Origin of the sequence: Paraburkholderia sp. J10-1, assembly GCF_905220165.1 — a bacterium.
Classification (GTDB): domain Bacteria; phylum Pseudomonadota; class Gammaproteobacteria; order Burkholderiales; family Burkholderiaceae; genus Paraburkholderia.
This window is the reverse complement of record NZ_CAJMYW010000002.1, coordinates 269,115-291,459: the sequence shown is the minus strand read 5'-3', so window position 1 is coordinate 291,459 and position 22,345 is coordinate 269,115. Positions and strand designations below refer to the sequence as shown.

The window sequence follows — 22,345 nt, the reverse complement described above, 5'->3', positions numbered from 1 at the left end:
GCATTGGCAGCGGACGCGATCTCGTCATGCCATTCAGCCGGGCACGGCAAGAAATTAGCGTATGGCAATATGATTCGCTATTGACAAATAAAAAGCACGAGGCCTATGATGGCCTAACCTCGGCATAACAGTGGTTCAGCTACATTCAAAACGGGGCGAGACAACGAGGCTGGCGCGTGCGCCAGGCCTGCCCGCGCTTCGCCCGCCCTCAATACGGAGACTCAACATGGCAAAGGCGTTCGCATCCCAGGCCGACCTCGAAGAAAAGAAGGTCACGTTCACGCAGCTTTCGGAAAACGCATATGCGTACACCACGGAAGGCGACCCCAACTCGGGCGTCATCATCGGCGACGACGGCGTGCTGATCGTCGACACCACGGCCACGCCCGCCATGGCGCAGGACCTCATCGCGAAAATCCGCACGGTCACGGACAAGCCCATCAAGTACGTCGTGCTCTCGCACTATCACGCCGTGCGCGTGCTGGGCGCTTCGGCGTACTTCAAGGAAGGCGCGCAGCAGATCATCGCGAGCCGCGGCACGTATGAAATGATCGTCGAGCGCGGCGAAGCCGACATGAAGTCGGAAATCGAGCGCTTCCCGCGCCTCTTTGCGGGTGTCGAAACGGTGCCGGGCCTCACGTGGCCCACGCTCGTGTTCGAGAAGGAAATCACGCTGTTCCTCGGCAAGCTCGAAGTCAAGATCGCGCACCTCGGCTCGGGCCACACGAAGGGCGACACCGTGGTGTGGCTGCCGCAGCAGAAGGTGCTGTTCTCGGGCGACCTCGTCGAATACGACGCCGCGTGCTATTGCGGCGATGCCCAGCTCGCCGACTGGCCCGCCACGCTCGAAGCGCTGCGCTCGCTTGGCGCCGAAAAGCTCGTGCCGGGCCGCGGCCCCGCGCTGCTCAACCCGGCCGAAGTCAACAAGGGTCTCGACTACACGAAGGACTTCGTGACCACGCTGCTCGCACAGGGCCGCGCGGCCGTTGAGCAGAAGCTCGACCTGAAGGGTGCGATGGCGCTCACGCGTGAAGCGATGGACCCGAAGTTCGGCCATGTGTTCATCTACGAGCATTGCCTGCCGTTCGACGTGACCCGCGCGTATGACGAAGCGAGCGGCATGACGCATCCGCGCATCTGGACGGCGCAGCGCGACAAGGAGATGTGGGACGCGTTGCAGGATTGAAGCGACAACGCGCATAGAGATACGTGGCACCTTGCCTGGGATCGCAGTAAGCGCTAAAGCGCTAACTGCGACCGACAGCGGCATGGGACCAGAGTAAGTGCTGAAGCACTAACTCTGGTCGACAGGAGACAAAACGATGATCGACTATCAAACGCTGACCTTCGACTACGCGCGATGCAGCGAACAAACCCCGGACGCCGCCGCCTGCGTGCGTCCGGTCGTGGTGGTCGGCGCGGGGCCGGTGGGCCTTGCGACGGCCATCGACCTCGCGCGGCAAGGTGTGCAGGTGGTGCTCGTGGACGACGACTGCACGCTTTCCACGGGCTCGCGCGCCATCTGTTTTTCCAAGCGCTCGCTCGATATCTTCGACCGCCTCGGCTGCGGCGAGCGCATGGTCGAAAAGGGCGTGAGCTGGAACGTGGGCAAAGTGTTCCGTAAGGACGAGCTTGTCTACACGTTCAACCTGCTGCCTGAAAGCGGTCACCATCGGCCGGCTTTCGTCAATCTTCAGCAGTACTACGTGGAGGGCTATCTGCTCGAACGCGCGCAGGAACTGCCCAACCTCGAAATCCGCTGGAAGAACAAGGTAACGGGCGTGGCGCAGCATGGCACGCCGGGTTCGAACGATGCGCACGTCGCGCTCGAAATCGACACGCCCGATGGTCCGTACATGCTGCTCGCGCGCTACGTGGTGGCCGCCGACGGCTCGCGCAGCCCGCTGCGCAAGCTGCTCGGCCTCGACAGCCACGGCCGCACGTTCAAGGACCGCTTCCTCATCGCCGACGTGAAGATGGAAGCCGACTTCCCCACCGAACGCTGGTTCTGGTTCGATCCGCCGTTCCATCCGAACCAGTCGGTGCTGCTGCATCGCCAGCCCGATAACGTGTGGCGCATCGACTTCCAGCTCGGCTGGGACGCCGACCCGGTGCTCGAGAAAACGCCCGAGCGCGTGATCCCGCGTGTGCGCGCACTGCTCGGCCCCGATGTGAAGTTCGAGCTGGAGTGGGTGAGCATCTACACGTTCTCGTGCCTGCGTATGGACAGCTTCCGCCAGGGCAACGTGCTGTTCGCGGGCGACTCGGCGCATCTGGTTTCGCCGTTCGGCGCGCGCGGCGCGAATAGCGGCTTCCAGGACGGCGAGAACCTCGCATGGAAGCTCGCCATGGTGCTGGAGAATCACGCGCCCGACGCGCTGCTCGACACCTATGCAAGCGAGCGCGAATACGCGGCTGACGAAAACATCCGCAACTCCACGCGTTCGACTGACTTCATCACGCCGAAGAGCGCGGTGAGCCGCGTGTTCCGCGACGCCGTGCTCACGCTCGCTCGCGAGCATGCCTTCGCGCGGCAGTTGGTGAACAGCGGCCGGCTTTCCGTGCCGGCGGTGCTGCGCGAATCGACCTTGAACACGCCCGACGAAGACACGTTCGACGGCAAGATGGAGCCGGGCGCTTCGTGTGCGGATGCGCCGGTGCTAAGCGCAGCGGGTGACGAGAGCTGGCTGCTTGCGCATCTGGGCGACCAGTTCGCGGGCCTCGTGTTCAGCCGCGCGGGCTCGGCATTCGATACCGCGACGCTCGACTCGCTGCAGACGCTCTCGCGCTCAGCGGTGCCGCTCAAGTTCGTGGTGATGCTCGAAGGCGACGCGGCCGTGCCCGCGGGTCTGCCTGCATCGACGGTGGTGTTGCGCGACGTGCAAGGGTTGGCGGCGCAGCGCTACGGCGCGCAGGAGGGGGCGTTCTATCTGATTCGTCCGGACCAGCACGTGAGCGCGCGCTGGCGGCGCGCCGACGCGGCGCGCGTGGAAAGCGCGCTCAAGCGCTCGCTTTGCGTGCAAGGCACGGCATAGAGGACGAGGAGACAACCATGCTGAACACTCAACCGAACCTGGCAAGACCGGACGATTTTTACGAAGCGCTCATCGACATGCATCGCGATCTCGACGAGGCGCAGAGTCAATCGGCCAACGCGCAACTCATTCTGCTGCTCGCGAATCACATCGGCGAACACGAAACGCTGATGCAAGCGCTTCACTTCGCGCGCGCAGGCGTGAGTGCGCCGGCGAGCCACGGCGCGACGGGAAAACTCGCGGCGTGAATGCGCCACTGCGTCGACGCGAGCGGCCGGATGCCTGCCGGCCGCTCGCTCGCCGTCACACCTGCATGGACGGCACATCCTTCATGCAGCGCAAGGCGAACATCGACCGGCTGTGACGAATGCTCGAGATGCGATAGAGCTTCTCGCGCAGGAAACGTTCGTAGCCTGCGGTGCCGTCCACTGCCACCTTGATCCAGTAGTCGTACTCGCCGGAGACGAGATACGCCTCGAGCACTTCGGGCAGCGCCGCGAGTTCGGCGCCGAAGCGCGCGAGCGCGTCGTCTTCGTGGCGGTCGAGCGTCACTTCCAGAATCACGATGTCGGCGTAGCCCAGCTTCTGCTGGTTCACGAGCGCGACATAGCCGTCGATGTAACCGTCGGCTTCGAGCTGGCGCGTGCGATTCCAGCACGCGGTGGTGGACATGCCCACTTGCTCGGCCAGTTCGGCATTCGACAGACGGGCGTTCTTTTGCAGGGCGCTGAGGATCTTGCGGTCCTGATTGTCGAGCGCTTTGGGCGCGCGTTCACGAGGGCTCATGGCGAAGAAGAATCTTGTACAGGTAGGATCGATTCTAGCGGAAGAAGATTCCGTATAACGTCGGTTTCTACCTGAAAACCGGAAGCCTAATCCGGCTATTCATCGGTATATTTTCCACATGCCTTCTTGCCTGGCACGACCCACGCGGCCACCTCCCCGCGTTGGGGAGCGCCGCCGCAGCCACAAGCCGCGGTGGTCCGTCAGGGCCGGTTTCCGTTGCACCCTGCGGCGGCTACCGGGCGTTGCGCGCGTACACCACGCAGCCAGCAATGTCCGGTCAGGCAGATGGCATTTGAAAACCGCGCTTCTGCGCGGTTTTTTGTTGCCCGTTTTCGATGTCTTTCACAAACCCGAGCCCCCGAGCGCCGTCCGTCACAACGTCTTCGCCAGCACGCCCAGCAATGTCGATCCAGCTGTATCTATCTTTTCTCGCCGCCGCGCTCGTACTCGTCTACACCCCCGGTCCCGTCAACGTGCTCACCATGAGCCAGGCGCTTCACGCCGGCTGGCGCCGCGCGCTGCCCTGCGTCTGGGGCGGTACGCTCGCGGTACTGCTCCAGCTCGCGTTGACGGCGCTTTGCCTCAATTCGCTGCTGCTCATTAGTGAGCATTCACTTACGTTGCTGCGTTGGCTGGGCGCGGCCTATCTCGTCTGGCTGGGCTGCAAGCAGTGGCGCAGCCGCTCGCTGGCCGGTACGGATGCGCCTGCCGAGGCTGCCGATAGCGCAAGCCGTCGTGATTTGTTCTGGCGCGGATTTACGACTTCGGGGCTCAATCCGAAGACCTTGCTGTTCTTCCCGTCGTTTTTCCCGCAGTTCATGAGCGCCGACGCGCCCTGGAGCGCCAACCGCCAGTATTTGCTGTTGGCGGCGACGTTCGCTCTGCTGTTTGCGGGCGGCGTGGCTTCGATGGCGCTGTTCTCGCACCGGCTGCGCCATGTGCTGCAGCGGCCGAGGCGCATGCGCGCCGTGAATCGCCTGATGGGCAGTCTGCTCGTGGGAATGGGCGCGATGATGGCCGGCTTGCGCTGAGCGCGCAGGCGGCGCATGGCTCGCGCGCGGCTGTGCGCGAGCCGGTTGGCGTGACGCCGGTTCAGCGCGCCGTTTAGGGCGTGATCGCGGTGCCGGTGGCCGACACGGTCGGCGTAGCCGCGGTGCCCTGCGTGGTGGCGGTGCCGGAGCTTGCCGAGGTGGACGCGAGCGTTTGCGCCGGCGCAGCGCTAGCTGACGCCGCAACGGGGGCAGACGCCGCGTTGTGAGTGGTCACACTCGCCGCGAGCCCCGCAGCCTGCGGGCTTTCCGGAGCCGTCACGGGGACGCCCATGATCGCGGCCGCAGCCGCCGTGGCGTGGTCGACCGGCGCGGAGGCGCCCGGCGCCGAAGCTGCGGGCGCGGGCGCAGCCGTTGGGGCAGACGCCGCCGTGGGCGCGGCCGCAGGCGCCGTCACCACCGGCGCGGCCGGCAGCGTGGTGCTGTGCAACACCGCCGCACCCGTTGCCGCAGCCGCTGCCGCAGCAGCCGGCGCTGCCGAGCCCACCGTGGTCGCGGCAGGCGCGGCGCTCGCCGCGACCGGCTCGATGGGCGGCGGCAGCGGCGAAATCTTGATCGCGCCGGTGGCCGGCACGGCCTCGCTGCGCGCCGCAGCGTTCAAATACTGCCCCACCAGCTCGAAGAAGCGCGAGTAAAACGGCCCCGACTGGATCGTCTCGCTCGAAATTTTCACCATCTCGTCGCTGTTCGAGCGAATGGGCAGCGAAACCGACCCCAGAATCGAGAGCCCCACGCTCGCCGAGGTATCGCTCTTCTTGAGCGCATAGCCGTTCTGCACGGCGTTCACGTACACCATGCTCGTATTGCTCGCGTCGCCGGGCGTGCAGACCACGTGCACCTCCACGACGATGTGCTGATCCATCGTCGGCTGGAAGTTCTTGGTGGCGTCGACGGTGTCGTTGCGCGTCATCGTCGTCATGTAGCCCTGGCTCAGCAGCGCGCGGCGCGACGATTCACAGGCGTCCGTGCTCGCGTAGTTGAAGCTGCGCGAGAACTGGCTGGGCGCGGTGCTCAGCAACTGATCTTCCTGGAACTTGGGCTTGGGCGACGAGCACGCGCCGAGTGCAGCGGCCAGCGTCACCGTGGTGACGGCGAGGGCGGCGCTGCGCAGCGGGACGGGCAAACGAGGGAAAACTTTCGAAAAACGGGACATGTTCGGGGCAAACAGGGCAGCAATGCGGCATTGCATCGGACGGCATGATTGTAGTTCGGTTCCGCTGCGCACGACCGAACGCTCGTTTTTTCGAGGCTTTTCGAAAGCCGGACGAAGGCGTTTCGAAGCTTACATTCCGTATGGCGAAAAAAAACGGGCTTCCGCCCAACGCGAAAGCCCGTGTCAACCCGGCGCCCGGGGCAGCGAGCGGAGAAGCGAACTCGCTGGCGTGCGCCGCAGCCGGGTACCGCCGGCTGTTCCAGTGCGCAATGCGCAAAATTGTGGGGGCCACATTTGCCGCCGCGCCCGCAACGCGGCGTTAGTGTGGGCTCACTTCATCGGCCAACCGCGTCGGCTTACTTCGTGCCGACCGTCGTGAGCGGCTGCCACTTGCCGTTCACGACCTTGTAGACCGTCACGCCGCCGTACTTGAGGTCGCCGTACTGGTCGTAGGCCAGTTCGTTCGTGGTCACGCCCTTCATGTTGGTCGCCTTGAGCGAGGCGAGGTAGATGTGCGGATCGGTCGAGTTCGCCTTCTTCATGGCGGCGATCACGGCGCGCGTGCCGTCATACGCGTACGGCGAATACAGTTCGACCGGCTTGTTGAAGCGCTTCGTGTAGCTCTCGACATAAGCCTTGCCGCCCGGCATCTGGTCGAGCGGGCTGCCGCCCGACGAAGCGAGCGCGCCTTCCGCCGCCGGACCGGCGATTTTGATCAGTTCGTCCGAGTGCATCATGTCGGGGCCGATCAGCGTGGCTTTGATCGCAAGCGACTTCATCTGCTTGAGCATCGGCGCGGCCTGGGTGTCGGCGCCGCCGTAGAAGATCGCGTCGGCGTCGGCCGACTTGATGTGCGTGAGGATCGAGCGGAAGTCCACGGCCTTGTCGTTCGTGAACTCCTGCGCGACCACCGTGCCGCCCGCCGCCTTCACGGCCTTGGCGAACTCTTCGGCCACGCCCTGACCGTAAGCCGTGCGGTCGTCGATCACGGCGAAGCGCTTGAACTTCAGGTCCTTCACGACGTACTCGCCGAGCACGCCGCCTTGCTGCGAGTCGGAGGTCACGAGGCGGAATGTGGTGGGCAGACCCTGACGCGTATAGGTGGGCGCGGTGGCCGTCGCGATTTCGGGAATGCCGGCCTTCGCATAGATCGGCGCGGCCGGAATGCTGGTGCCCGAGTTGAAGTGGCCGATCACGGCGGAAACGCCGTCGTCCACGAGCTTTTGCGCGACGGTCGTGCCGGTGCGCGGGTCGGCCTGGTCGTCGTAGGCGTCGAGCACGAAGCGCACCGGCTTGCCGCCGATGGTCGGGTTCGTGGCGTTCTCGTCGTCGATCGCCATCTGCACGCCGCTGCGGAAGTCCGCGCCGTAGTGGGCCTGACCGCCGGTGAGCGGGGCGGCGAAGCCGATCTTGACGTCGGTGGCCTGGGCGAGCGCACCGGCGCTCCACAGGGCCGCCACGGCGGCAAGAACGGCGGGCGCGCGCAGGCGCAGTCGCATTTGCGTGTTTCGGTTGCTTGGGTTCATCCTGGTTCTCTCCTCAGCGGTCTACGTTTTTCATGGGCGCAAGCGGGCCCGCACCGCGTTCGGAGCGCGCGGCGTGCCTTTTTGCGCAGGGGTGAAGCAAAAGAAATCGGCCGCCAGACGGCGGTTTGCCAATCGAATCCGTTGCGCACGCAACGGCCTCGGGCCGACCCGGTGGATACGCTAAAATTGCTTGGTTTTCAGATGCTTACAGAAACCTATACAGTCTCCCGACAAGGACACGGCACAGTGGGAACGGCTGGCGGATCCGTCTTGCCAGCTTAAATATCCAGAAGCGATTGGATTGTATCCAATTCTGGCAGGCAAAAATATTGACGACAACACTTTTTCGTCGGACGGCGTTCGTCCGTCCGGCGCCCACGAGCTCATGACGACAGTGCAGGCCAAGGAAGACCAGCGATCGCTGCCCCAGACGATCCGCGACCAGCTGCGCGACGAGATCCTGCGCGGCGTGCTGCCGCCCGGTGCGCAGCTCCGCCAGGAAAGCCTGGCGGAGCGCTTCGGCGCGAGCCGCATTCCCGTGCGCGAGGCGCTGCGCCAGCTCGAGGCCGAAGGGCTCGTGAGCTACCAGCTCAATCGCGGTGCGGTGGTCATCGCCATGTCGACGCAGGAGATCTGCGAGCTGCTCGACATTCGCGCGGCACTGGAGACCTATGCGGCGAAGCTCGCGGTGCCGAACATGGTGGCCGGCGACATCGACGTGATGAAGCGCATTCTCGCGGCGTACGACGCCGCTTCGTCGCCCGCCGAGTGGGCCGAATGCAACCGCCAGTTCCATCTCGCGCTGTGCGCGCCCGCGAACAACACGCGTTTGCGCAAGATGATCGAGGAGTACTGCCTGAGCACGACGAATCGATATCCGCATCTGCGCATGTCGCTCGATACGGAGAAGAACGAGGTGCAAAGCGATCACTACGCGATCGTCGATGCCTGCAAGCGGCGCGCCGTGGATGAAGTGGTGGCGCTGATCGAGCGGCATATTCTCGATACCAAGCGCGAGGTGATGGCCGCCGCGCGACTGGCGGGGCTGGATAGCTGAGCAGTTCTTTTCGCTGCATTGGATACAAAAACGGCGAGCGCCCCGTAAGGGACGCTCGCCGTTTTGTTTGAAGCGGAACTAGCTGTGAAGCGCTTCGCTCACACCGCCATTTCCGGCGGCGCCTGGCGGAAGCAGCGCGTGATCCAGCCGAGGTACGCGAGGCCGAGCACGAACCAGACGATGCCGAGCACGATCGCCGTCTTCTCGAGACTGCACAGCAGCCAGATATCGGTCACGGCGCCGATCAGCGGGAATACCAGGCCGCCGAGGAACCCAAAGCCACGCGTGCCTGCCGCGCCGCTGAAGTACTGGCGGATCACGCACAGGTTCACCGAAGTGAACGCGAGGAACGCACCGAAGTTGATGAACGAAGTCGACGTGGCTACGTCGAGCTTCAGCGCGATCAAACCTACGACACCGGCAATCGCAATGTTGATCGCAGGCGTGCGGAAACGCGGGTGGATGTAGCCGAAAATCGACTTGGGCAGCACTTCATCGCGGCCCATTGCATAGAGCAGGCGCCCCACGCTGGCCTGCGCCGAGATGCCCGAGGCAAACTGCGCGAGGATCAGGCCTGCGAGGAAAATCGTCACGAAGATATCGCCGCCCACTTTGCGCGCGATTTCGAACGCGGCCGAATCGGGGTCCTTGAACACGGCGCCCGGATGCGCGAGTTGCAGCGTGTACGCCGCGATCACGAAGATCGCGCCGCCCACCAGCGCGATCAGCACGATGGCGCGCGGAATGGTCTTTTCGGGCTCGATGGTTTCCTCGGTGAGCGTGGAAACGGCGTCGAAGCCGAGGTACGAATATGCGGCGATCGCAGCGCCCGCCATCGTGGCCGAAAGCGGCACGTGCGGCTGGAAGAACGGCTGCGCTGCGATGAGTCCGCCCGGGCCCGCGGCCGCGGAGGCGTAGTGCACACACAGGACTACGAACATTGCCGTAATGCCGAGCTGCACGATCATCAGCACGATGTTAAAGCGCGCGGCGAGTTCGATGCCGACGATGTTCAGCGCGCTCGTGAACACGATGAACGCGACAATCCAGATCCACGTGGGCACGTTCGGGAACGCAGCGCCAAGATAGGCTGCGCCGATCAGCCAGATGACCATCGGCAGGAAGAAGTAATCGAGCAGCGTGGCCCAGCCGATCATGAAGCCCAGGTGCGCATTGAAGCTCTTGCGCGTGTACGTGTAGGCCGAACCTGCCACAGGGAAAAGGCGCGCGAGCTTGCCGTAGCTGAGCGCCGTGAACACGATTGCGATGAGGGCAATGAGATACGCGAGGGCGGCCGTGTCCTGGCTCGCGCCTGCGAGCACGCCATAGGTGCCGTAGACGATCAGCGGCGCCATATAGGCGAGGCCGAACAGGAGCACGGACGGCAGGCCGAGCGTGCGCTTCAGGTGAGGTACGTGAGTGCCGCGTTCATGCGATGGCGAGGCAGGATTCATGATGCAGTTGTCTCCAGGGTGCTGCGGTTCTGGCAGGCGTAAGCGGGCCCGGCTAGCCACGAGAAGTGGCTAGCCGGAACGCTTGTTGCCGGGTTTTGCTGCTTGGCGCGCTTAACGCCCTTAATGTCTTTAGCGCGTGCGCGAGCGGATATTGAGCGAGCGGCGGCCTTGCGCGTCGTTCTCGTCCACGAGATTGAGCGCAATGCGTGCGTCGTGCAGATAGCTGTAATGCTCGCGGCTTTGCGCGAGGAGCGCGCGATCAACCTTCACGTGCAGCACTGCGTCTTCGTCCTTCAACTCGCAGAGCACGTCGCCGAACGGGCTCACGAGCGCCGTTTCGCCGGGGAACGTGAGGTTGTCGTCGCCGTCGCCGGTGCGGTTCACGAGCGCCGCGAACATCTGGTTCTCCATGGCGCGCGCGACGATTGCGCGGCGATGCACAGGGCCGAATGGATCCATGTTGCCGTTCGTGACGACGAGCATTTCCGCGCCGAGCGAGGCGACGGCGCGCGCCGTTTCGGGAAACTCGATGTCGTAGCAGATCAGCAGACCAACGGTCGTGCCCTTGAATTCGCACACCTCGTAGCGCTCGCCCGGCGTGAACACGCCCACGTCCGAGGCCCACAGGTGCGTCTTGCGGTAACGCAGTGCGATGTCGCCGCGTTCGTCGATCAGCACGGTGGTGTTGTAGAAGCGATCGCCTTCGCGCTCGGCGAGGCCCACGGCAACGCCGATATTGGCTGCACGTGCGGCGTCGCGCACTTTGGAGAGCGAGGGGCCTTCGAGCGTTTCGGCAATGTCGCGCACGTTTTCGCGCGTGGGAAAGCCGGTGAGCGTGGCTTCGGGAAAGACGATGAGATCGCTGCCTTCGCGGCGCTTGCCAATCGTGTCGAGCACGCGGGCAAGGTTGGGCGCGACTGCGCCGTCCACGACCGGGATCTGCGCGAGTTCGAGTTGCATGCCTGTCTCCTTCCTTATGTATTACGTAAAGCACCGCGTGGGCGTCAGGAGCGGCTATTATCTCCACGTTATTTTTGTCGAGAAATTACCCTGCAGGGGTACCCTGATCGGAGGACTCATGGAGCCCCTAATGGAACTGGACTGGCAGGACCGCGCGTTCCATCACCATATCGCGACGCTGATCGACGCCCTCGACGGCCCCGACTTCTGGACCCGCATGACGCGCGTAATCGAGCGCTTCGTGGCGTTCGACAACTGGGTTGCGCTCGTCTTCCGGCGCGATCGCGCGCCGCTCGTGTGCGCCGAGTCGCCCATGCCCGACGGTACCGTGGATCTCTTGTTCCGCGCGTATCTGGAGGGGATGTACCTGCTCGATCCGTTCTATCTGAACGCGAGCGAAAAGCCGCGCGCAGGCCTCGTCACGCTCGCCGAAGTCGCGCCCGATAATTTCCGCATGACGGACTATTACCAGCGCTACTTCAAGAGCAACATCATCGGCGACGAAGTGCAGTTCAACTTGCCTCTGGACGAAGCCCACACGCTGATTTTCTCGCTGGGCGCAAAGCACCATTACACGGAGCGCGATATTGCGTTGTTCGCGATGTTCGCGCCGTGGGTCGTCGCGCTCATGAAGCAGCGGCTTGCGCATGAGACGTTTGCCGAGGGCGTTGCCGAGGCGGTTGCCTCGGATTCGGTTGAAGCCGAAAGCGCGGCGCAGCAGGGGCAGTTGAGCGAGGCGGGGTTCGCTAGCCGCATCGAAACGGTCACGCAGCAAAGCGGACGCGTGCCGCTCACCGCGCGCGAGATCGAAGTGGTGCGTTTGAGCTTGAGCGGCTTTTCCACGCGCGCGATTGCGGAACGGCTCGAAATCTCGTTCGAGACCGTGCGCGCGCACAAGAAGCATATTTACGCGAAGCTCGGCGTGAGCTCGCAGTCTGAGCTGTTTGCGCTGTTCTACGAGCCGCTCGGACGCGCGGGCGTGTGAGCGCCGCGCGCCGCTAGCGGTGCGCATTAGAACTCGACGAGCGCGAAGTCTTCCTTGCCCACGTCGCAAAGCGGGCAGCGCCAGTCGTCGGGCACGTCGGCCCAGCGGGTGCCGGGGGCGAGGCCGTCGTCGGGGGCGCCTGCCGCTTCGTCGTACACCCAGCCGCAGATCACGCAGACCCATTGCTTGAGGCCGTCGTCGGCGCCCGCAGCAGCCGTTGAGGCGCTTGCAGGGGCTTCGCGCGCGGCGCTTTCGCGCGGCGTGTCGAGCGCGACGACGAGCGGCGCTGCGGTGCTTTCGCGTGCAGCGAGCTTCGTTTGCAGCGTGGCAAGCAGCGCGGCGGCTTCGTCGGCGGTGAGGTCGATCCAGTACGGGTCGCCTGCGCCGTCATTCAGGCGTTCGGGAGAGAACTGGATTTCGAGGGCGACGCCTTTCTTGTACATAAGCGAAAACGGTTGGCTTAGTGCCCCGCGCGCGCTGCGCTCACAGGAAGTAGCGGAACAGCAGCGAGGCCGCGATGCCGCCAGCCGCGATCAGCGCGAGCATTTGCAGGAGCGTGATGGACTTGCTGGACTTGGCGTTCGAAGCGGCGGGACGGGTGGTGGTGTTCATAGGGTGAAATTGCGGCGGCGTGGGTTGCGTTCTCGGGTTGCATTCGCGATTGCGCCCTGTAATGTCGCCATGTTTTGCATGGCGTCGGCAGAGCGCGGCGGGGGAGTTTCGCACGATTTCGTGTCGACGGGGGTATTTGCGCGGCGACTGCGCGCACGCGCCGCAGATTTCGCCCCCGGCAACCTGGCCGCACAGCGGTAGGGATTATCGCCGCTCACGCGGGCCGGATTCCTGAGCACCCGGAGATGGATTATTTCGTATGCGTTGAGAGACGATGCTCAGGCATGCAGCCAGCGTTGTTCGATATACGAAAACAGCCAGCTGACCGGCACCGCGCAGGCCATGCCGATGCCCACCTGCGCCACGCGAAAGAGCGCGACGTCCCATACCGGCCCGTTCATGGGCACGAGGAGCACGATGGTGGTGGTGATCGCGCCCAGCCGCGCGGCGGTGCTCACACTCAGGCACCAGCAGCCGATGATCACCACGCTCACCGCTACGAGATAGGCCGCGAGATTCTCCGGGCCGAACGCCGCCGTTGCGAAGCCCACCACGCCGCCCGCAATCGCGCCAATGAACTGGTCGCGCGACTGGGCGAGCGTATCGGCGTAATCGTGCTGGGTGACGGCGATCGCCGTAATCGCGGCCCAGAACGCCTGTTCGGTGTGGAGCGCGCGGCCGATGCTGTACGCAAGCCCCGCCGCGCATACGGCGCGCAGCGCCATGAGCGTGCCTTGCACGGCGCGGCTCTTGAGCGGCAGGCGCTTGAGCGCGCTCAGCGCCGATTGCTGGAGCGAAGTGAGGTACGCGTAGAGGTTGTCTTGTGGATCGTGCATCGCGCGTAATGAATCGTAAGGAGAACGTGAGGCCTGGCGGGCGCGCTGCCAAGCATATCAAGCTGTGTCTGCCGTGTGCGGATCGTCGGGCAGGCAATGCAGGCGCAGCGGCTTGGCCGCGTGGCGCAGGTCGCGCTCGACGGCGCGCCGCGCGCCTGGTGCGTCGCGGCGTTTGAGCCGCCGCATCAGGCCTTCGTGTGCTGCGTTGAGCGTGCGCGCAAAGCCGGGCTCGTCGAACAGCAGGTTCGAGATCGGCCCCACCTGGAGCCACACCGTTTCGATCAGATCCACGAGCAGCGGCGAGCCGCTCGCGCGATAGAGCATGAGGTGGAAGTCTTCGTTGGTGTCGAGATAGTGCGCGCGCTTGTTCTGCTCCAGCGCCTCGGCCATCTGTGCGCATAGGGCGTCGAGCTGCGTGACTTCGCTGGCGGTGAGGCGTGTGGCGGCGAGAAACGCCGCTTCGCCTTCGAGCATCACGCGGACGTTGAGCACGTCGTCGAACTGCGCGCGCGTGAGCTGCGGCACCACCACGCCGCGGTTAGGCAGGTTCACGAGCGCAGACTCGCCTGCCAGACGCACGAGCGCCGCGCGCACCGGCATCTCGCCCACGCCCAGTTGCTCAGCGAGCGCGTGAATGCGCAAACGCTCGCCCGGCACGAAGCGCCCGAGGCTCAGCCAGCGGCGCAGCGTGGCGTAGGTCTCGTCCTGCAGCGATTGATGCGCGCGTGTTTTCATCGTCCGGTCAGTGCGCTTAGTTCGCTCAAGCAGGCTTCGAATGCGGCGAGCAGGCGGTCGACGTCGGCCTCGGTCGTTTCCGGGCACACGAGCATCATGTTGTGGAACGGCGTGATGAGCACGCCGCGATTGAGTAGATACAGATGCAGCAGGTGCTCGAGTTCGTCGTCCATGGCGGCGCGCGCCTCGCTGCCGTTGCGCGGCGGCACGGCGCAGAACTGGAACTCGGTGCGTGCGCCCACCCGCGTCACGCACCACGGCAGCGCATGGCGCGCGATCGTCGCTGCGAGCCCGTTGGCGAGCCGCTCGGCCAACGCGAACATGTGCGTGTAGGCGGCGTCGGTCATGACTTCGCTGAGCGTTGCGCGCATTGCGCTCATCGAAAGCGCGTTCGCCGTGAGCGTCGTGCCGATGCCTGAATGGCCCGGCGGCGCATCGAATTTCGCCTGCTGTGCACGCGCGGCGAACTCGGCGGAAAAGCCGTAGACCGCGCACGGCACGCCGCCGCCTACCGGCTTGCCGAGCACGAAGAGGTCGGGCTCGATGCCATGCTCGCGCGCGTAGCCGCGCGGCCCGCTGCTGATCGTATGCGTTTCGTCGATCAACAGCAGCGTGCCGTGCCGCTTCATGAGCGCCTGCGCCTCGCGCCAGAAGCCGGGCTCGGGCAGCACCATGCCCACGTTCGTCATGGCGGGCTCTGCGAGCATGCAGGCGACGTCGTTGCCGGCGAGTGCGCGCGCGAGCGCTTCGAGATCGTTGAACTCGACTACGCGCGTAGTTGGCAGCAGGTCGTGAACCTGCCCGAGCAGGCTCGCGCGCTGCGTGGGCTGGCCATCGACGAGATCGACGAACACATCGTCGACGGTGCCGTGATAGCAGCCGTTGAACACGAGTATCGTGTGTCGCCCTGTGGCCGCGCGCGCCCAGCGTACGGCGAAGCGGTTGGCGTCGCTTGCGGTCATGGCGAACTGCCAGAAGGGCAGGCCGAAACGCTGCGCGAGCGCTTCGCCCACGGCCACGGCGTCTTCGCCCGGCAACATCGTCGTGAAGCCGCGCTGTGCCTGAGCCGCGAGCGCGCGCGCCACGGGCTGCGGCGCATGGCCGAACATCGCGCCCGTGTCGCCGAGGCAGAAGTCGGTGTAGCGGTGGCCGTCCACGTCGGTGAAGGCTGCGCCGCGCGCGGCATCCACGTACAGCGAGAAGGGCGTGGACCAATCGTTCATCCAGTGCAGCGGCACCCCGAACAGCAGATGGTGTGCGGCTTGCGCGGACAATGCCTGCGACTTCGGGCGCGCGGCGGCGAAGGCTTCGCGTTCCCGGGCGAGGACGTGCTGCGCACGGTCCCAGTTCACGCCTTGACGGGTTTGCATGCGTGTCTCCTTGTGATTTGATCAAATCTTCGCATGAGCAAACGGGGAAGTAAATTTGATCAAATTGCTGGCGACGCAAAAAAAGCGCGATGCCTTGCAGCATCGCGCCTTTCTACAGCCCGAGAAAACAGTACGTTACTTCCTGTCGATCGAGATCCGCCCCGGACCCGTTACCGCGAGTGCGAGCAAGCCGCCGGCGATGCTGATGTTCTTGTAGAAGTTGATCATGTTCATCATCTGGTCTGCACCGGTCATGGTCCAGAAGTGATGGCCGATGAACGCCGTCGCGACCGTATAGATCGCGAGCAGCACGGCGAGCGGCCGCGTATAGAACCCCACGAGCAGCAGAATGCCAACCGCGAACTCCATGATCACGGCGATGACGGCCGAGAGCATCGGCACGGGCGCGCCCACGTGCGCCATGTAGTCGACGGTGCCCGAAAAGCCGGTGATCTTGGACCAACCGAACAGGATGAACAGGGAAGTCAGCAGAACGCGCGAGACCAGAAGCACGACGTCGTTGCCCGGCCCGAACAGGTTGTATCGCATGGTTTTCTCCGAAGAAGTTTTAAGCAGTTCACTACGTATCAGTTCGCGCTTCGCCGGACGGCGGCCCGCATTCGCTTTCAGTAAGCGGGCCGCCGCGTGCCGGTGTGCGCCAGCATAACCTCAGACGCCGCGCCGAAGTTAAGACCAGAGCTCCGACACTTCGATATTACGCAGATCGAACACCAGGACCTCTGCATCGTGTCCGTCGCTGAAGGCAAGCTCGCGCTCGGAGCGGATGCGCGCGCCGTCGCCTTCGCCAAGTTCCACGCCGTTCAGCTTCACGCTGCCGCGCGCCACATGAACGTAGGCGTAGCGGTCGGCGCCGACTTCGACCTTCGCCGTTTCCGCGCCGTCGAGGCGTCCGGCATACACGCGTGCGTCCTGGCGCAGCAACAGCGAGTCTTCGGCGCCGTCCGGCGAGAGGATCAGGCGAAACTTGCCGCGCTTTTGTTCATCGGCGATGTTCTTCTGCTGGTAGCGCGGCTGCGCGCCCTTCACGTTCGGTGCAATCCAGATCTGCAGGAAGTGCACCCCTTCGTCGGCCGAGTGGTTGAACTCGCTGTGCGCGACGCCCGTACCGGCGCTCATCAGTTGCACGTCGCCGGGGACGATCACCGAGCCCGTGCCCATCGAGTCCTTGTGCTCGAGCGCGCCTTCCAGCACGTACGAGAAGATTTCCATGTCGCGGTGCGGGTGCTTGCCGAAGCCGCGCGCCGGGGCTACGCGGTCGTCGTTGATCACGAGCAGGTCCGAAAAGCCGACTTGCTTCGGATCGTAGTAATTGGCAAACGAAAACGTGTGACGCGAGCTGAGCCAGCCATGTTCACCGCGGCCGCGTTGGTCTGCCTTGCGAACTTCGATCATTTTCGTCTCTCCGTGTGAATCGTTTCGATTCAGTGTTGGTTGCGATGGAAAGAATTTTAGGTCAATTAAATCGACTGGAATCGCCGTAAAATACGACTCACTGTCACATTGAAGTGGACAATCGACATGCAACTCGACGACATGCGGATCTTCGTGAACACCGTGGATGCCGGCAATTTCACGGCGGCGGCGCACCGGCTGCGGCTTTCCAAGCAGTTCGTGAGCCGGCGCGTGGCGGCGCTGGAGGCCGATCTGGGCGCGCGCCTGCTCGTGCGCAACACGCGCAAGCTGGCGGTCACGGACCTCGGCCAGGACTTCTACGAGCGCGCCAAGCGCATCCTTGCGGACGTGTCCGAGGCCGAGCAGGCCATGTCGGACCGCCGCAGCGAACCGCGCGGCCTCCTGAAAGTGAGCGCGCCGATGTCTTTCGGCATGGCGCACCTTTCGCCGCTCGTTGCCGAATTTCTGCGCGAGCACCCGGACGTCCGCTTCGACATGGACTTAAGCGACCGCAATGTCGATGTGATCGGCGAGGGTTTCGATATGGCGTTGCGCATTGGCCGGCTGGCGGATTCCACGCTGGTCGTGCAAAAGCTCATCGACGTGCGCATGATCGCCTGCTGCAGCCCCGGCTACCGACGCCGCCGCCGAGCGCCGCAAACGCCTGCCGATCTCGCGCAGCACGCCTGCCTGCCGTATGGGCAGCAGGGCCGCGCGCCGTGGGAGTTCATCGTCGATGGCGTGCGCACGCCTTTCGACGTGCACGGGCCGCTGCGCGCGAACAACGGCGAAGTGATCCGCGATGCAGCCATTGCCGGGCTCGGCATCTGCTATCTGCCGGACTTCATCGTGGCGGGATCGGTGGATGCGGGGCTGCTGGTCGAGGTGCTCGAGCCGTTCATGCCGCCGCCCAACGCGCTGCACGCGCTGTACCCGCAGCATCGTGAAGCTTCCGTGACGATCCGCGCGTTCACGCAATATTTGCGCGAGCGACTGGCGGCGCGTGCAGCAACCGCGCGCGGCGGGGTGCTCTGACGCAGCATGCACGCAGCAAGCGCGCAGCCCTTGCAGAAAGGCCGTTGCGCCTGCATCTAAGGGGTAGCGCCTCGCGGATGCACCACGAAAGGGCGGGCATGTGAGGCGCATTGTCGCAGTTGTGTTGTATGCTCACCGCCCGGAAGGTTGCCCCGGCCGCGCGATGCGGGCGCGGAACCCCATGCAGACGGGCTTTGACGGCCGCTATGGGGTCCGATAGGCAGGGTTAATACCCGCGATCAAAGCAACCAATTTTTCAAACGGGCGCGGTTCCCGTAACCTTCGTCCATACCTTTTCCCAACCCAGAGCGAGGAAACAACGCATGTCTCTCATCAACACGCAAGTCAAGCCGTTCAACGCAACCGCATACCACAACGGTAAGTTCGTTCCGGTCTCTGAAGAAAACCTGAAGGGCAAGTGGTCGGTTGTCGTGTTCTACCCGGCCGACTTCACTTTCGTGTGCCCGACGGAACTCGGCGACCTGGCTGACCAGTACGCAGAATTCCAGAAGCTGGGCGTTGAAATCTACGGTGTGTCGACCGACACGCACTTCACGCACAAGGCATGGCACGACACGTCGGACACGATCGCCAAGATCAAGTACCCGCTGGTCGGCGACCCGACGGGCGCAATCACGCGCAACTTCGACGTCATGATCGAAGAAGAAGGCCTGGCACTGCGCGGCACGTTCGTGATCAACCCGGAAGGCGAGATCAAGCTGTGCGAAATCCACGACAACGGCATCGGCCGTGACGCCAAGGAACTGCTGCGCAAGGTGCAAGCTGCCCAGTACGTGGCATCGCACCCGGGTGAAGTTTGCCCCGCCAAGTGGACGCCGGGCGCTGAAACGCTCAAGCCGTCGCTCGACCTCGTCGGCAAGATCTAAGCGTCGCTGTTCACATGCGATCGCCCTGATCGCATGACGCCCAAGTCTCATTAGCTGTATCCCCGGGCCGCGCCCACGCGGCTGCGGCCCGGGAACCCTGCTCGCCTCGTCACGCCATAAGCGGAACGGCGAAATTGCCAGGCATTACTTAGAATTCCCCCGCTTCTTCTCTAGCCGGAAAAATACGCCATGCTCGACGCCAACATCAAAGATCAACTCAAAAGTTACCTCGAAAAAGTCACGCAGTCGATCGAGATCGTTGCGTACCTGGACGACGGCGAGAAGTCGCAAGAACTGCAGCAACTGCTGCAGGATGTCGCATCGCTCTCGAATCGCATCTCCTACGAAGAACGCCGTGGCGCCGCTGCTGGCGACGCGCGTACCCCTTCGTTCGACATCAAGCGCGCGAACTCCGACGTGAAAGTCACGTTCGCGGGCATTCCGATGGGCCACGAATTCACGTCGCTCGTGCTTGCACTGCTCCAGGTGGGCGGCCACCCGGTCAAGCTCGAGAACGACACGATCGAACAGGTGAAGGCGCTCGACGGCGTGTTCTCGTTCGAAGTCTATATGTCGCTGTCGTGCCAGAACTGCCCGGAAGTCGTGCAGTCGATCAACGCGATGGCCACGCTCAACCCCAACGTGCAGATCGTCACCATCGACGGCGCGCTGTATCAGGACGAAGTCGAGAAGCGCCAGATCATGGCCGTGCCGACCATCTACCTGAACGGCGAAGTGTTCGGCCAGGGCCGCATGGGCGTGGAAGAGATTCTCGCGAAGCTCGACACCGGCGCATCGTCGCGCGCCGCCGAGAAGCTGAACCAGAAGGATATTTTCGACATGCTGATCGTCGGCGGCGGTCCCGCTGGCGCGGCGGCTGCGATCTACGCGGCGCGCAAGGGCATTCGCACCGGCGTGCTCGCCGAGCGCTTCGGCGGCCAGGTGCTCGACACGATGTCGATCGAGAACTTCGTCTCGGTCACGGAAACGGAAGGGCCGAAGTTCGCCACGGCGCTGGAGCAGCACGTGCGCGCCTACGACGTCGACATCATGAATCTGCAGCGCGCCGAAGCGCTCGTGCCCACCGGCAACGGCTTCGAAGTGCGCACGCAAAGCGGCGCGACGCTGCGCGCGAAGAGCGTGGTGCTCGCAACCGGTGCGCGCTGGCGCAACGTGGATGTGCCGGGCGAGCAGCAGTACAAGAACAAGGGTGTGGCCTACTGCCCGCACTGCGACGGCCCGCTCTTCAAGGGCAAGCGCGTGGCGGTGATTGGCGGCGGCAACTCGGGTGTGGAAGCGGCGATCGACCTGGCCGGTATCGTGAGTCATGTCACGCTGCTCGAATTCGGCACGCAACTGCGCGCGGACGAAGTGTTGCAACGCAAACTGCGCAGCCTGCCGAACGTCACGGTGCACGTGAACGCGCAAACCACCGAGATTTCCGGCGACGGCCAGAAGGTGACGGGTCTTGCGTATCTCGAGCGCACGTCGGGCGAAAAGCGTCATGTCGAACTCGAAGGCGTGTTCGTGCAGATCGGCCTCGTGCCGAACACCGAGTTTCTCAAGGGCACGGTGGCGCTGTCGAAACACGGCGAGATCGAAGTGGACGCGAAGGGCCAAACGTCGGTGCCGGGCGTGTTCGCCGCGGGCGACGTGACGACCGTGCCGTTCAAGCAGATCGTGATTGCCGTGGGCGAAGGCGCGAAGGCGTCGCTCGGCGCGTTCGATTACCTGATCCGCTCGTCGGTCGAGCAGGAAGAAGACGCGAAGGCAGCGCCCGTAGTTGCCTGAGTAGCGGCCTAAGTCGTCGCCTGATCGAAGATTGAAAGCAGTCTCTCTTTACGCCGGCTTACGCCGGCGTTTTTTTATGCCTTCGCGGGATCAGAGAGGGCTCAGTCCTGCACGAGCGGGCTGCCATACGCGAAGCTGGCCGCCGGTTCGGCATGCTTTTGGCGATGCGCGTTGCGCAATGGTTTGAGCACGAATACGGCGAGCAACGCGGAGACCGCCGCCATGCCCGCGGCGAGCATGAACACCGCGTGCCAGCTGCCGGTTGCCGCGGTGATCACGCTCGTGAACGGCACCAGCAGTGCGGCAGTGCCCTTCGCGGTGTAAAGCAGGCCCGCGTTGGTCGCGGCGAACTTCGGTCCGTAGGTGTCGCCGCAGGTGGCGGGAAAAAGGCTATAGATCTCGCCCCACGCGAAGAACACGATGCCGGTAAGCACGACGAACGCCGTCGGCGTGTGGCCGTATTGCGAGAGCAGCACGATGCCGACCGCCTCGATGCCGAACGCGACGAACATCGTGTTCTCGCGGCCAATGCGGTCCGAGACCCAGCCGAAGAAGGGCCGCGTGAGACCGTTGAGCACGCGGTCGATGGTCAGCGCGAACGTGAGCGCAGGCAGCGTGAGGCCAAGCAGCGAAACGGGCGAGTCGTGCAGGCCGAAGTCCTTCGCGATCGGGCCGAGCTGCGCGGTTGCCATCAGGCCGCCGGCGGCCATCATCACGAACATGGCGTACATCACCCAGAAGATGGGCGACGCAATCACCTCGCGCGGACTCGCGTTGTAGACGGCGCTCGCACTTTGCGCAACTTGCTTCGCCGCTTGTCCGATGGCGCGTTTCGCTGCGGCGACGCCGTGCGAGGCGGGCGCGCTAAGCGCGAAACCGAGCACGAGCACGACGATCCCTTGCCCCAGACCGAACCAGAGGAACGTGGACTCATATCCGCTGCTCTTGATCATGTTGGCGATAGGCACGACGGTCGCCGCCGAACCCGCACCGAAACCCGCCGCGGTAATGCCCGCCGCGAGCCCGCGCCGGGTCGGAAACCACTTGAGCGCGTTGCCGACGCAGGTGCCATAAACGGCGCCCGCACCGAGCCCGCCGATCGCCGCCGCGATATAGAGCACCGGCAGCGACGCGGCCACCGAGTTGAGCACCCAGGCAACGGCGCACAACAGCCCGCCGCCCACGACCACGGGACGCGGCCCGTACTTGTCGACGAGCCAGCCTTCCACGGGTACAAGCCAGGTTTCGGTGACGACGAAGATCGTGAACGCGACCTGAATCGCGGCGCGCCCCCAGTGGTACTTTTCGTTGATGGGATTGACGAACAGCGTCCAGCCGTACTGCATGTTGGCGATCATCGCCATGCAGATGACGCCGAGCACGAGTTGCGTCCACGGCGACGCGAATCGCGACGCCCCTCCTTGCCGATGCTCCATGTGTGTCTCCGGTTTCTTCGAATGAACGGCCTTGCGCGAAGAGCGCTTTCTGCCCGAATCGCGGTCAGCGAATCCTGTCGTTTGCCTGACAGTCGTTTACACAATATGTAATATATCAACGAAGTCAAGCGGAAGGCATCTCAGGGCTTCCACTAGCTCTGCGCATTAATGAGTATGGTTTTTGAAAGCTTTCGACCGATGCCGCGCACGCCGGAAAAAAAGCCC

The 22,345-nt window shown here is 64.3% G+C and carries 22 protein-coding genes; 9 read left to right on the top strand and 13 right to left on the bottom strand.

From position 1 onward, the window contains the following. Positions 1-226: 226 nt before the first annotated feature. From U5A65_RS08190 to U5A65_RS08180, 3 genes are all read left to right on the top strand, one after another. Entirely contained in the window at positions 227-1,186 is a 960-nt protein-coding gene (locus U5A65_RS08190; protein WP_321911611.1) for an MBL fold metallo-hydrolase, read from the top strand. 136 nt (positions 1,187-1,322) lie between these two features. Beyond that, positions 1,323-3,035, top strand: a complete 1,713-nt coding sequence (locus U5A65_RS08185) for an FAD-dependent oxidoreductase (RefSeq protein WP_321945985.1) — start codon at positions 1,323-1,325, stop codon at positions 3,033-3,035. A 17-nt stretch (positions 3,036-3,052) separates the two neighbouring features. Then, on the top strand, positions 3,053-3,283 hold the full coding sequence (locus U5A65_RS08180) for a DUF2783 domain-containing protein (protein WP_321945984.1): 231 nt from the start codon (positions 3,053-3,055) through the stop codon (positions 3,281-3,283). Positions 3,284-3,338: 55 nt separating this feature from the next. Here U5A65_RS08180 and U5A65_RS08175 read toward each other — a convergent pair whose 3' ends face one another. Next, complete coding sequence (locus U5A65_RS08175) at positions 3,339-3,821, bottom strand: Lrp/AsnC family transcriptional regulator (RefSeq protein WP_201697314.1); 483 nt, start codon at positions 3,819-3,821, stop codon at positions 3,339-3,341. Between the two features lie 401 nt (positions 3,822-4,222). Here U5A65_RS08175 and U5A65_RS08170 point away from each other — a divergent pair, with 401 nt between their 5' ends. After that, positions 4,223-4,852, top strand: coding sequence for a LysE family translocator (locus U5A65_RS08170; RefSeq protein WP_321911604.1), 630 nt, complete (start codon positions 4,223-4,225; stop codon positions 4,850-4,852). A gap of 73 nt (positions 4,853-4,925) precedes the next feature. Here U5A65_RS08170 and U5A65_RS08165 read toward each other — a convergent pair whose 3' ends face one another. Further along, positions 4,926-6,023 (bottom strand): DUF2242 domain-containing protein, encoded by a 1,098-nt coding sequence (locus tag U5A65_RS08165; protein ID WP_321945983.1) that lies wholly within the window; start codon positions 6,021-6,023, stop codon positions 4,926-4,928. A 356-nt stretch (positions 6,024-6,379) separates the two neighbouring features. Beyond that, positions 6,380-7,522, bottom strand: coding sequence for a branched-chain amino acid ABC transporter substrate-binding protein (locus tag U5A65_RS08160; RefSeq protein ID WP_321911781.1), 1,143 nt, complete (start codon positions 7,520-7,522; stop codon positions 6,380-6,382). 412 nt (positions 7,523-7,934) lie between these two features. On the opposite strand from U5A65_RS08160, the gene U5A65_RS08155 reads away from it, so the two are divergent. Further along, positions 7,935-8,606: a GntR family transcriptional regulator gene (locus U5A65_RS08155; protein ID WP_321911601.1), complete on the top strand. Its 672-nt coding sequence runs from the start codon at positions 7,935-7,937 to the stop codon at positions 8,604-8,606. Positions 8,607-8,704: 98 nt separating this feature from the next. On the opposite strand, the gene U5A65_RS08150 is transcribed toward U5A65_RS08155, so the two are convergent. Together U5A65_RS08150 and U5A65_RS08145 are read right to left on the bottom strand one after the other, a co-directional pair. After that, positions 8,705-10,060, bottom strand: a complete 1,356-nt coding sequence (locus U5A65_RS08150; protein ID WP_321945982.1) for an APC family permease — start codon at positions 10,058-10,060, stop codon at positions 8,705-8,707. Between the two features lie 129 nt (positions 10,061-10,189). After that, entirely contained in the window at positions 10,190-11,020 is an 831-nt protein-coding gene (locus tag U5A65_RS08145) for a carbon-nitrogen hydrolase family protein (protein WP_321945981.1), read from the bottom strand. Positions 11,021-11,150: 130 nt separating this feature from the next. Between U5A65_RS08145 and U5A65_RS08140 the strand changes: the two genes are divergently transcribed. Continuing rightward, positions 11,151-12,005 (top strand): helix-turn-helix transcriptional regulator, encoded by an 855-nt coding sequence (locus U5A65_RS08140; protein ID WP_321911779.1) that lies wholly within the window; start codon positions 11,151-11,153, stop codon positions 12,003-12,005. 26 nt (positions 12,006-12,031) lie between these two features. Here U5A65_RS08140 and U5A65_RS08135 read toward each other — a convergent pair whose 3' ends face one another. The 7 genes from U5A65_RS08135 to U5A65_RS08105 all read right to left on the bottom strand — a co-directional run bounded on the left by U5A65_RS08135 (position 12,032) and on the right by U5A65_RS08105 (position 16,971). Then, a complete protein-coding gene (locus U5A65_RS08135; protein ID WP_321945980.1) occupies positions 12,032-12,448 on the bottom strand; it encodes a rubredoxin in 417 nt (138 codons plus the stop codon). Positions 12,449-12,488: 40 nt separating this feature from the next. After that, on the bottom strand, positions 12,489-12,617 hold the full coding sequence (locus tag U5A65_RS08130; RefSeq protein ID WP_266227690.1) for a hypothetical protein: 129 nt from the start codon (positions 12,615-12,617) through the stop codon (positions 12,489-12,491). A gap of 278 nt (positions 12,618-12,895) precedes the next feature. Further along, positions 12,896-13,453 (bottom strand): FUSC family protein, encoded by a 558-nt coding sequence (locus tag U5A65_RS08125; protein ID WP_321911592.1) that lies wholly within the window; start codon positions 13,451-13,453, stop codon positions 12,896-12,898. Between the two features lie 57 nt (positions 13,454-13,510). Then, complete coding sequence (locus tag U5A65_RS08120; RefSeq protein WP_321945979.1) at positions 13,511-14,188, bottom strand: GntR family transcriptional regulator; 678 nt, start codon at positions 14,186-14,188, stop codon at positions 13,511-13,513. After that, positions 14,185-15,558: an aspartate aminotransferase family protein gene (locus U5A65_RS08115; RefSeq protein ID WP_321945978.1), complete on the bottom strand. Its 1,374-nt coding sequence runs from the start codon at positions 15,556-15,558 to the stop codon at positions 14,185-14,187. The genes U5A65_RS08120 and U5A65_RS08115 overlap by 4 nt, the downstream gene beginning before the upstream one ends. 135 nt (positions 15,559-15,693) lie before the next feature. Further along, positions 15,694-16,107 (bottom strand): DoxX family protein, encoded by a 414-nt coding sequence (locus U5A65_RS08110; RefSeq protein WP_233884136.1) that lies wholly within the window; start codon positions 16,105-16,107, stop codon positions 15,694-15,696. Between the two features lie 138 nt (positions 16,108-16,245). Beyond that, positions 16,246-16,971 carry a pirin family protein gene (locus U5A65_RS08105; RefSeq protein WP_321911587.1) on the bottom strand — a complete coding sequence of 242 codons (726 nt, stop codon included), beginning with the start codon at positions 16,969-16,971 and terminating at the stop codon, positions 16,246-16,248. A gap of 126 nt (positions 16,972-17,097) precedes the next feature. Between U5A65_RS08105 and U5A65_RS08100 the strand changes: the two genes are divergently transcribed. The 3 genes from U5A65_RS08100 (at position 17,098) to ahpF (ending at position 20,684) form a co-directional block, all read left to right on the top strand. Next, entirely contained in the window at positions 17,098-18,006 is a 909-nt protein-coding gene (locus tag U5A65_RS08100) for a LysR family transcriptional regulator (protein ID WP_321945977.1), read from the top strand. Between the two features lie 323 nt (positions 18,007-18,329). Beyond that, positions 18,330-18,893 (top strand): alkyl hydroperoxide reductase subunit C, encoded by a 564-nt coding sequence (gene ahpC / locus U5A65_RS08095; RefSeq protein ID WP_321911584.1) that lies wholly within the window; start codon positions 18,330-18,332, stop codon positions 18,891-18,893. A gap of 189 nt (positions 18,894-19,082) precedes the next feature. Continuing rightward, complete coding sequence (gene ahpF, locus U5A65_RS08090; protein ID WP_321911582.1) at positions 19,083-20,684, top strand: alkyl hydroperoxide reductase subunit F; 1,602 nt, start codon at positions 19,083-19,085, stop codon at positions 20,682-20,684. Between the two features lie 101 nt (positions 20,685-20,785). Here ahpF and oxlT read toward each other — a convergent pair whose 3' ends face one another. Then, the gene (gene oxlT, locus U5A65_RS08085; RefSeq protein WP_321911581.1) at positions 20,786-22,120 is read right to left on the bottom strand and encodes an oxalate/formate MFS antiporter; all 1,335 of its coding nucleotides are present in this window, start codon (positions 22,118-22,120) and stop codon (positions 20,786-20,788) included. Between the last annotated feature and the right edge of the window lie 225 nt (positions 22,121-22,345).

Coding starts and splice junctions, on each gene's coding strand:
- U5A65_RS08190 (WP_321911611.1), top strand. CDS start 227: ATGGCAAAGGCGTTCGCATCCCAGGCCGACCTCGAAGAAAAGAAGGTC.
- U5A65_RS08185 (WP_321945985.1), top strand. CDS start 1,323: ATGATCGACTATCAAACGCTGACCTTCGACTACGCGCGATGCAGCGAA.
- U5A65_RS08180 (WP_321945984.1), top strand. CDS start 3,053: ATGCTGAACACTCAACCGAACCTGGCAAGACCGGACGATTTTTACGAA.
- U5A65_RS08175 (WP_201697314.1), bottom strand. CDS start 3,821: ATGAGCCCTCGTGAACGCGCGCCCAAAGCGCTCGACAATCAGGACCGC.
- U5A65_RS08170 (WP_321911604.1), top strand. CDS start 4,223: ATGTCGATCCAGCTGTATCTATCTTTTCTCGCCGCCGCGCTCGTACTC.
- U5A65_RS08165 (WP_321945983.1), bottom strand. CDS start 6,023: ATGTCCCGTTTTTCGAAAGTTTTCCCTCGTTTGCCCGTCCCGCTGCGC.
- U5A65_RS08160 (WP_321911781.1), bottom strand. CDS start 7,522: ATGCGACTGCGCCTGCGCGCGCCCGCCGTTCTTGCCGCCGTGGCGGCC.
- U5A65_RS08155 (WP_321911601.1), top strand. CDS start 7,935: ATGACGACAGTGCAGGCCAAGGAAGACCAGCGATCGCTGCCCCAGACG.
- U5A65_RS08150 (WP_321945982.1), bottom strand. CDS start 10,060: ATGAATCCTGCCTCGCCATCGCATGAACGCGGCACTCACGTACCTCAC.
- U5A65_RS08145 (WP_321945981.1), bottom strand. CDS start 11,020: ATGCAACTCGAACTCGCGCAGATCCCGGTCGTGGACGGCGCAGTCGCG.
- U5A65_RS08140 (WP_321911779.1), top strand. CDS start 11,151: ATGGAACTGGACTGGCAGGACCGCGCGTTCCATCACCATATCGCGACG.
- U5A65_RS08135 (WP_321945980.1), bottom strand. CDS start 12,448: ATGTACAAGAAAGGCGTCGCCCTCGAAATCCAGTTCTCTCCCGAACGC.
- U5A65_RS08130 (WP_266227690.1), bottom strand. CDS start 12,617: ATGAACACCACCACCCGTCCCGCCGCTTCGAACGCCAAGTCCAGCAAG.
- U5A65_RS08125 (WP_321911592.1), bottom strand. CDS start 13,453: ATGCACGATCCACAAGACAACCTCTACGCGTACCTCACTTCGCTCCAG.
- U5A65_RS08120 (WP_321945979.1), bottom strand. CDS start 14,188: ATGAAAACACGCGCGCATCAATCGCTGCAGGACGAGACCTACGCCACG.
- U5A65_RS08115 (WP_321945978.1), bottom strand. CDS start 15,558: ATGCAAACCCGTCAAGGCGTGAACTGGGACCGTGCGCAGCACGTCCTC.
- U5A65_RS08110 (WP_233884136.1), bottom strand. CDS start 16,107: ATGCGATACAACCTGTTCGGGCCGGGCAACGACGTCGTGCTTCTGGTC.
- U5A65_RS08105 (WP_321911587.1), bottom strand. CDS start 16,971: ATGATCGAAGTTCGCAAGGCAGACCAACGCGGCCGCGGTGAACATGGC.
- U5A65_RS08100 (WP_321945977.1), top strand. CDS start 17,098: ATGCAACTCGACGACATGCGGATCTTCGTGAACACCGTGGATGCCGGC.
- ahpC (WP_321911584.1), top strand. CDS start 18,330: ATGTCTCTCATCAACACGCAAGTCAAGCCGTTCAACGCAACCGCATAC.
- ahpF (WP_321911582.1), top strand. CDS start 19,083: ATGCTCGACGCCAACATCAAAGATCAACTCAAAAGTTACCTCGAAAAA.
- oxlT (WP_321911581.1), bottom strand. CDS start 22,120: ATGGAGCATCGGCAAGGAGGGGCGTCGCGATTCGCGTCGCCGTGGACG.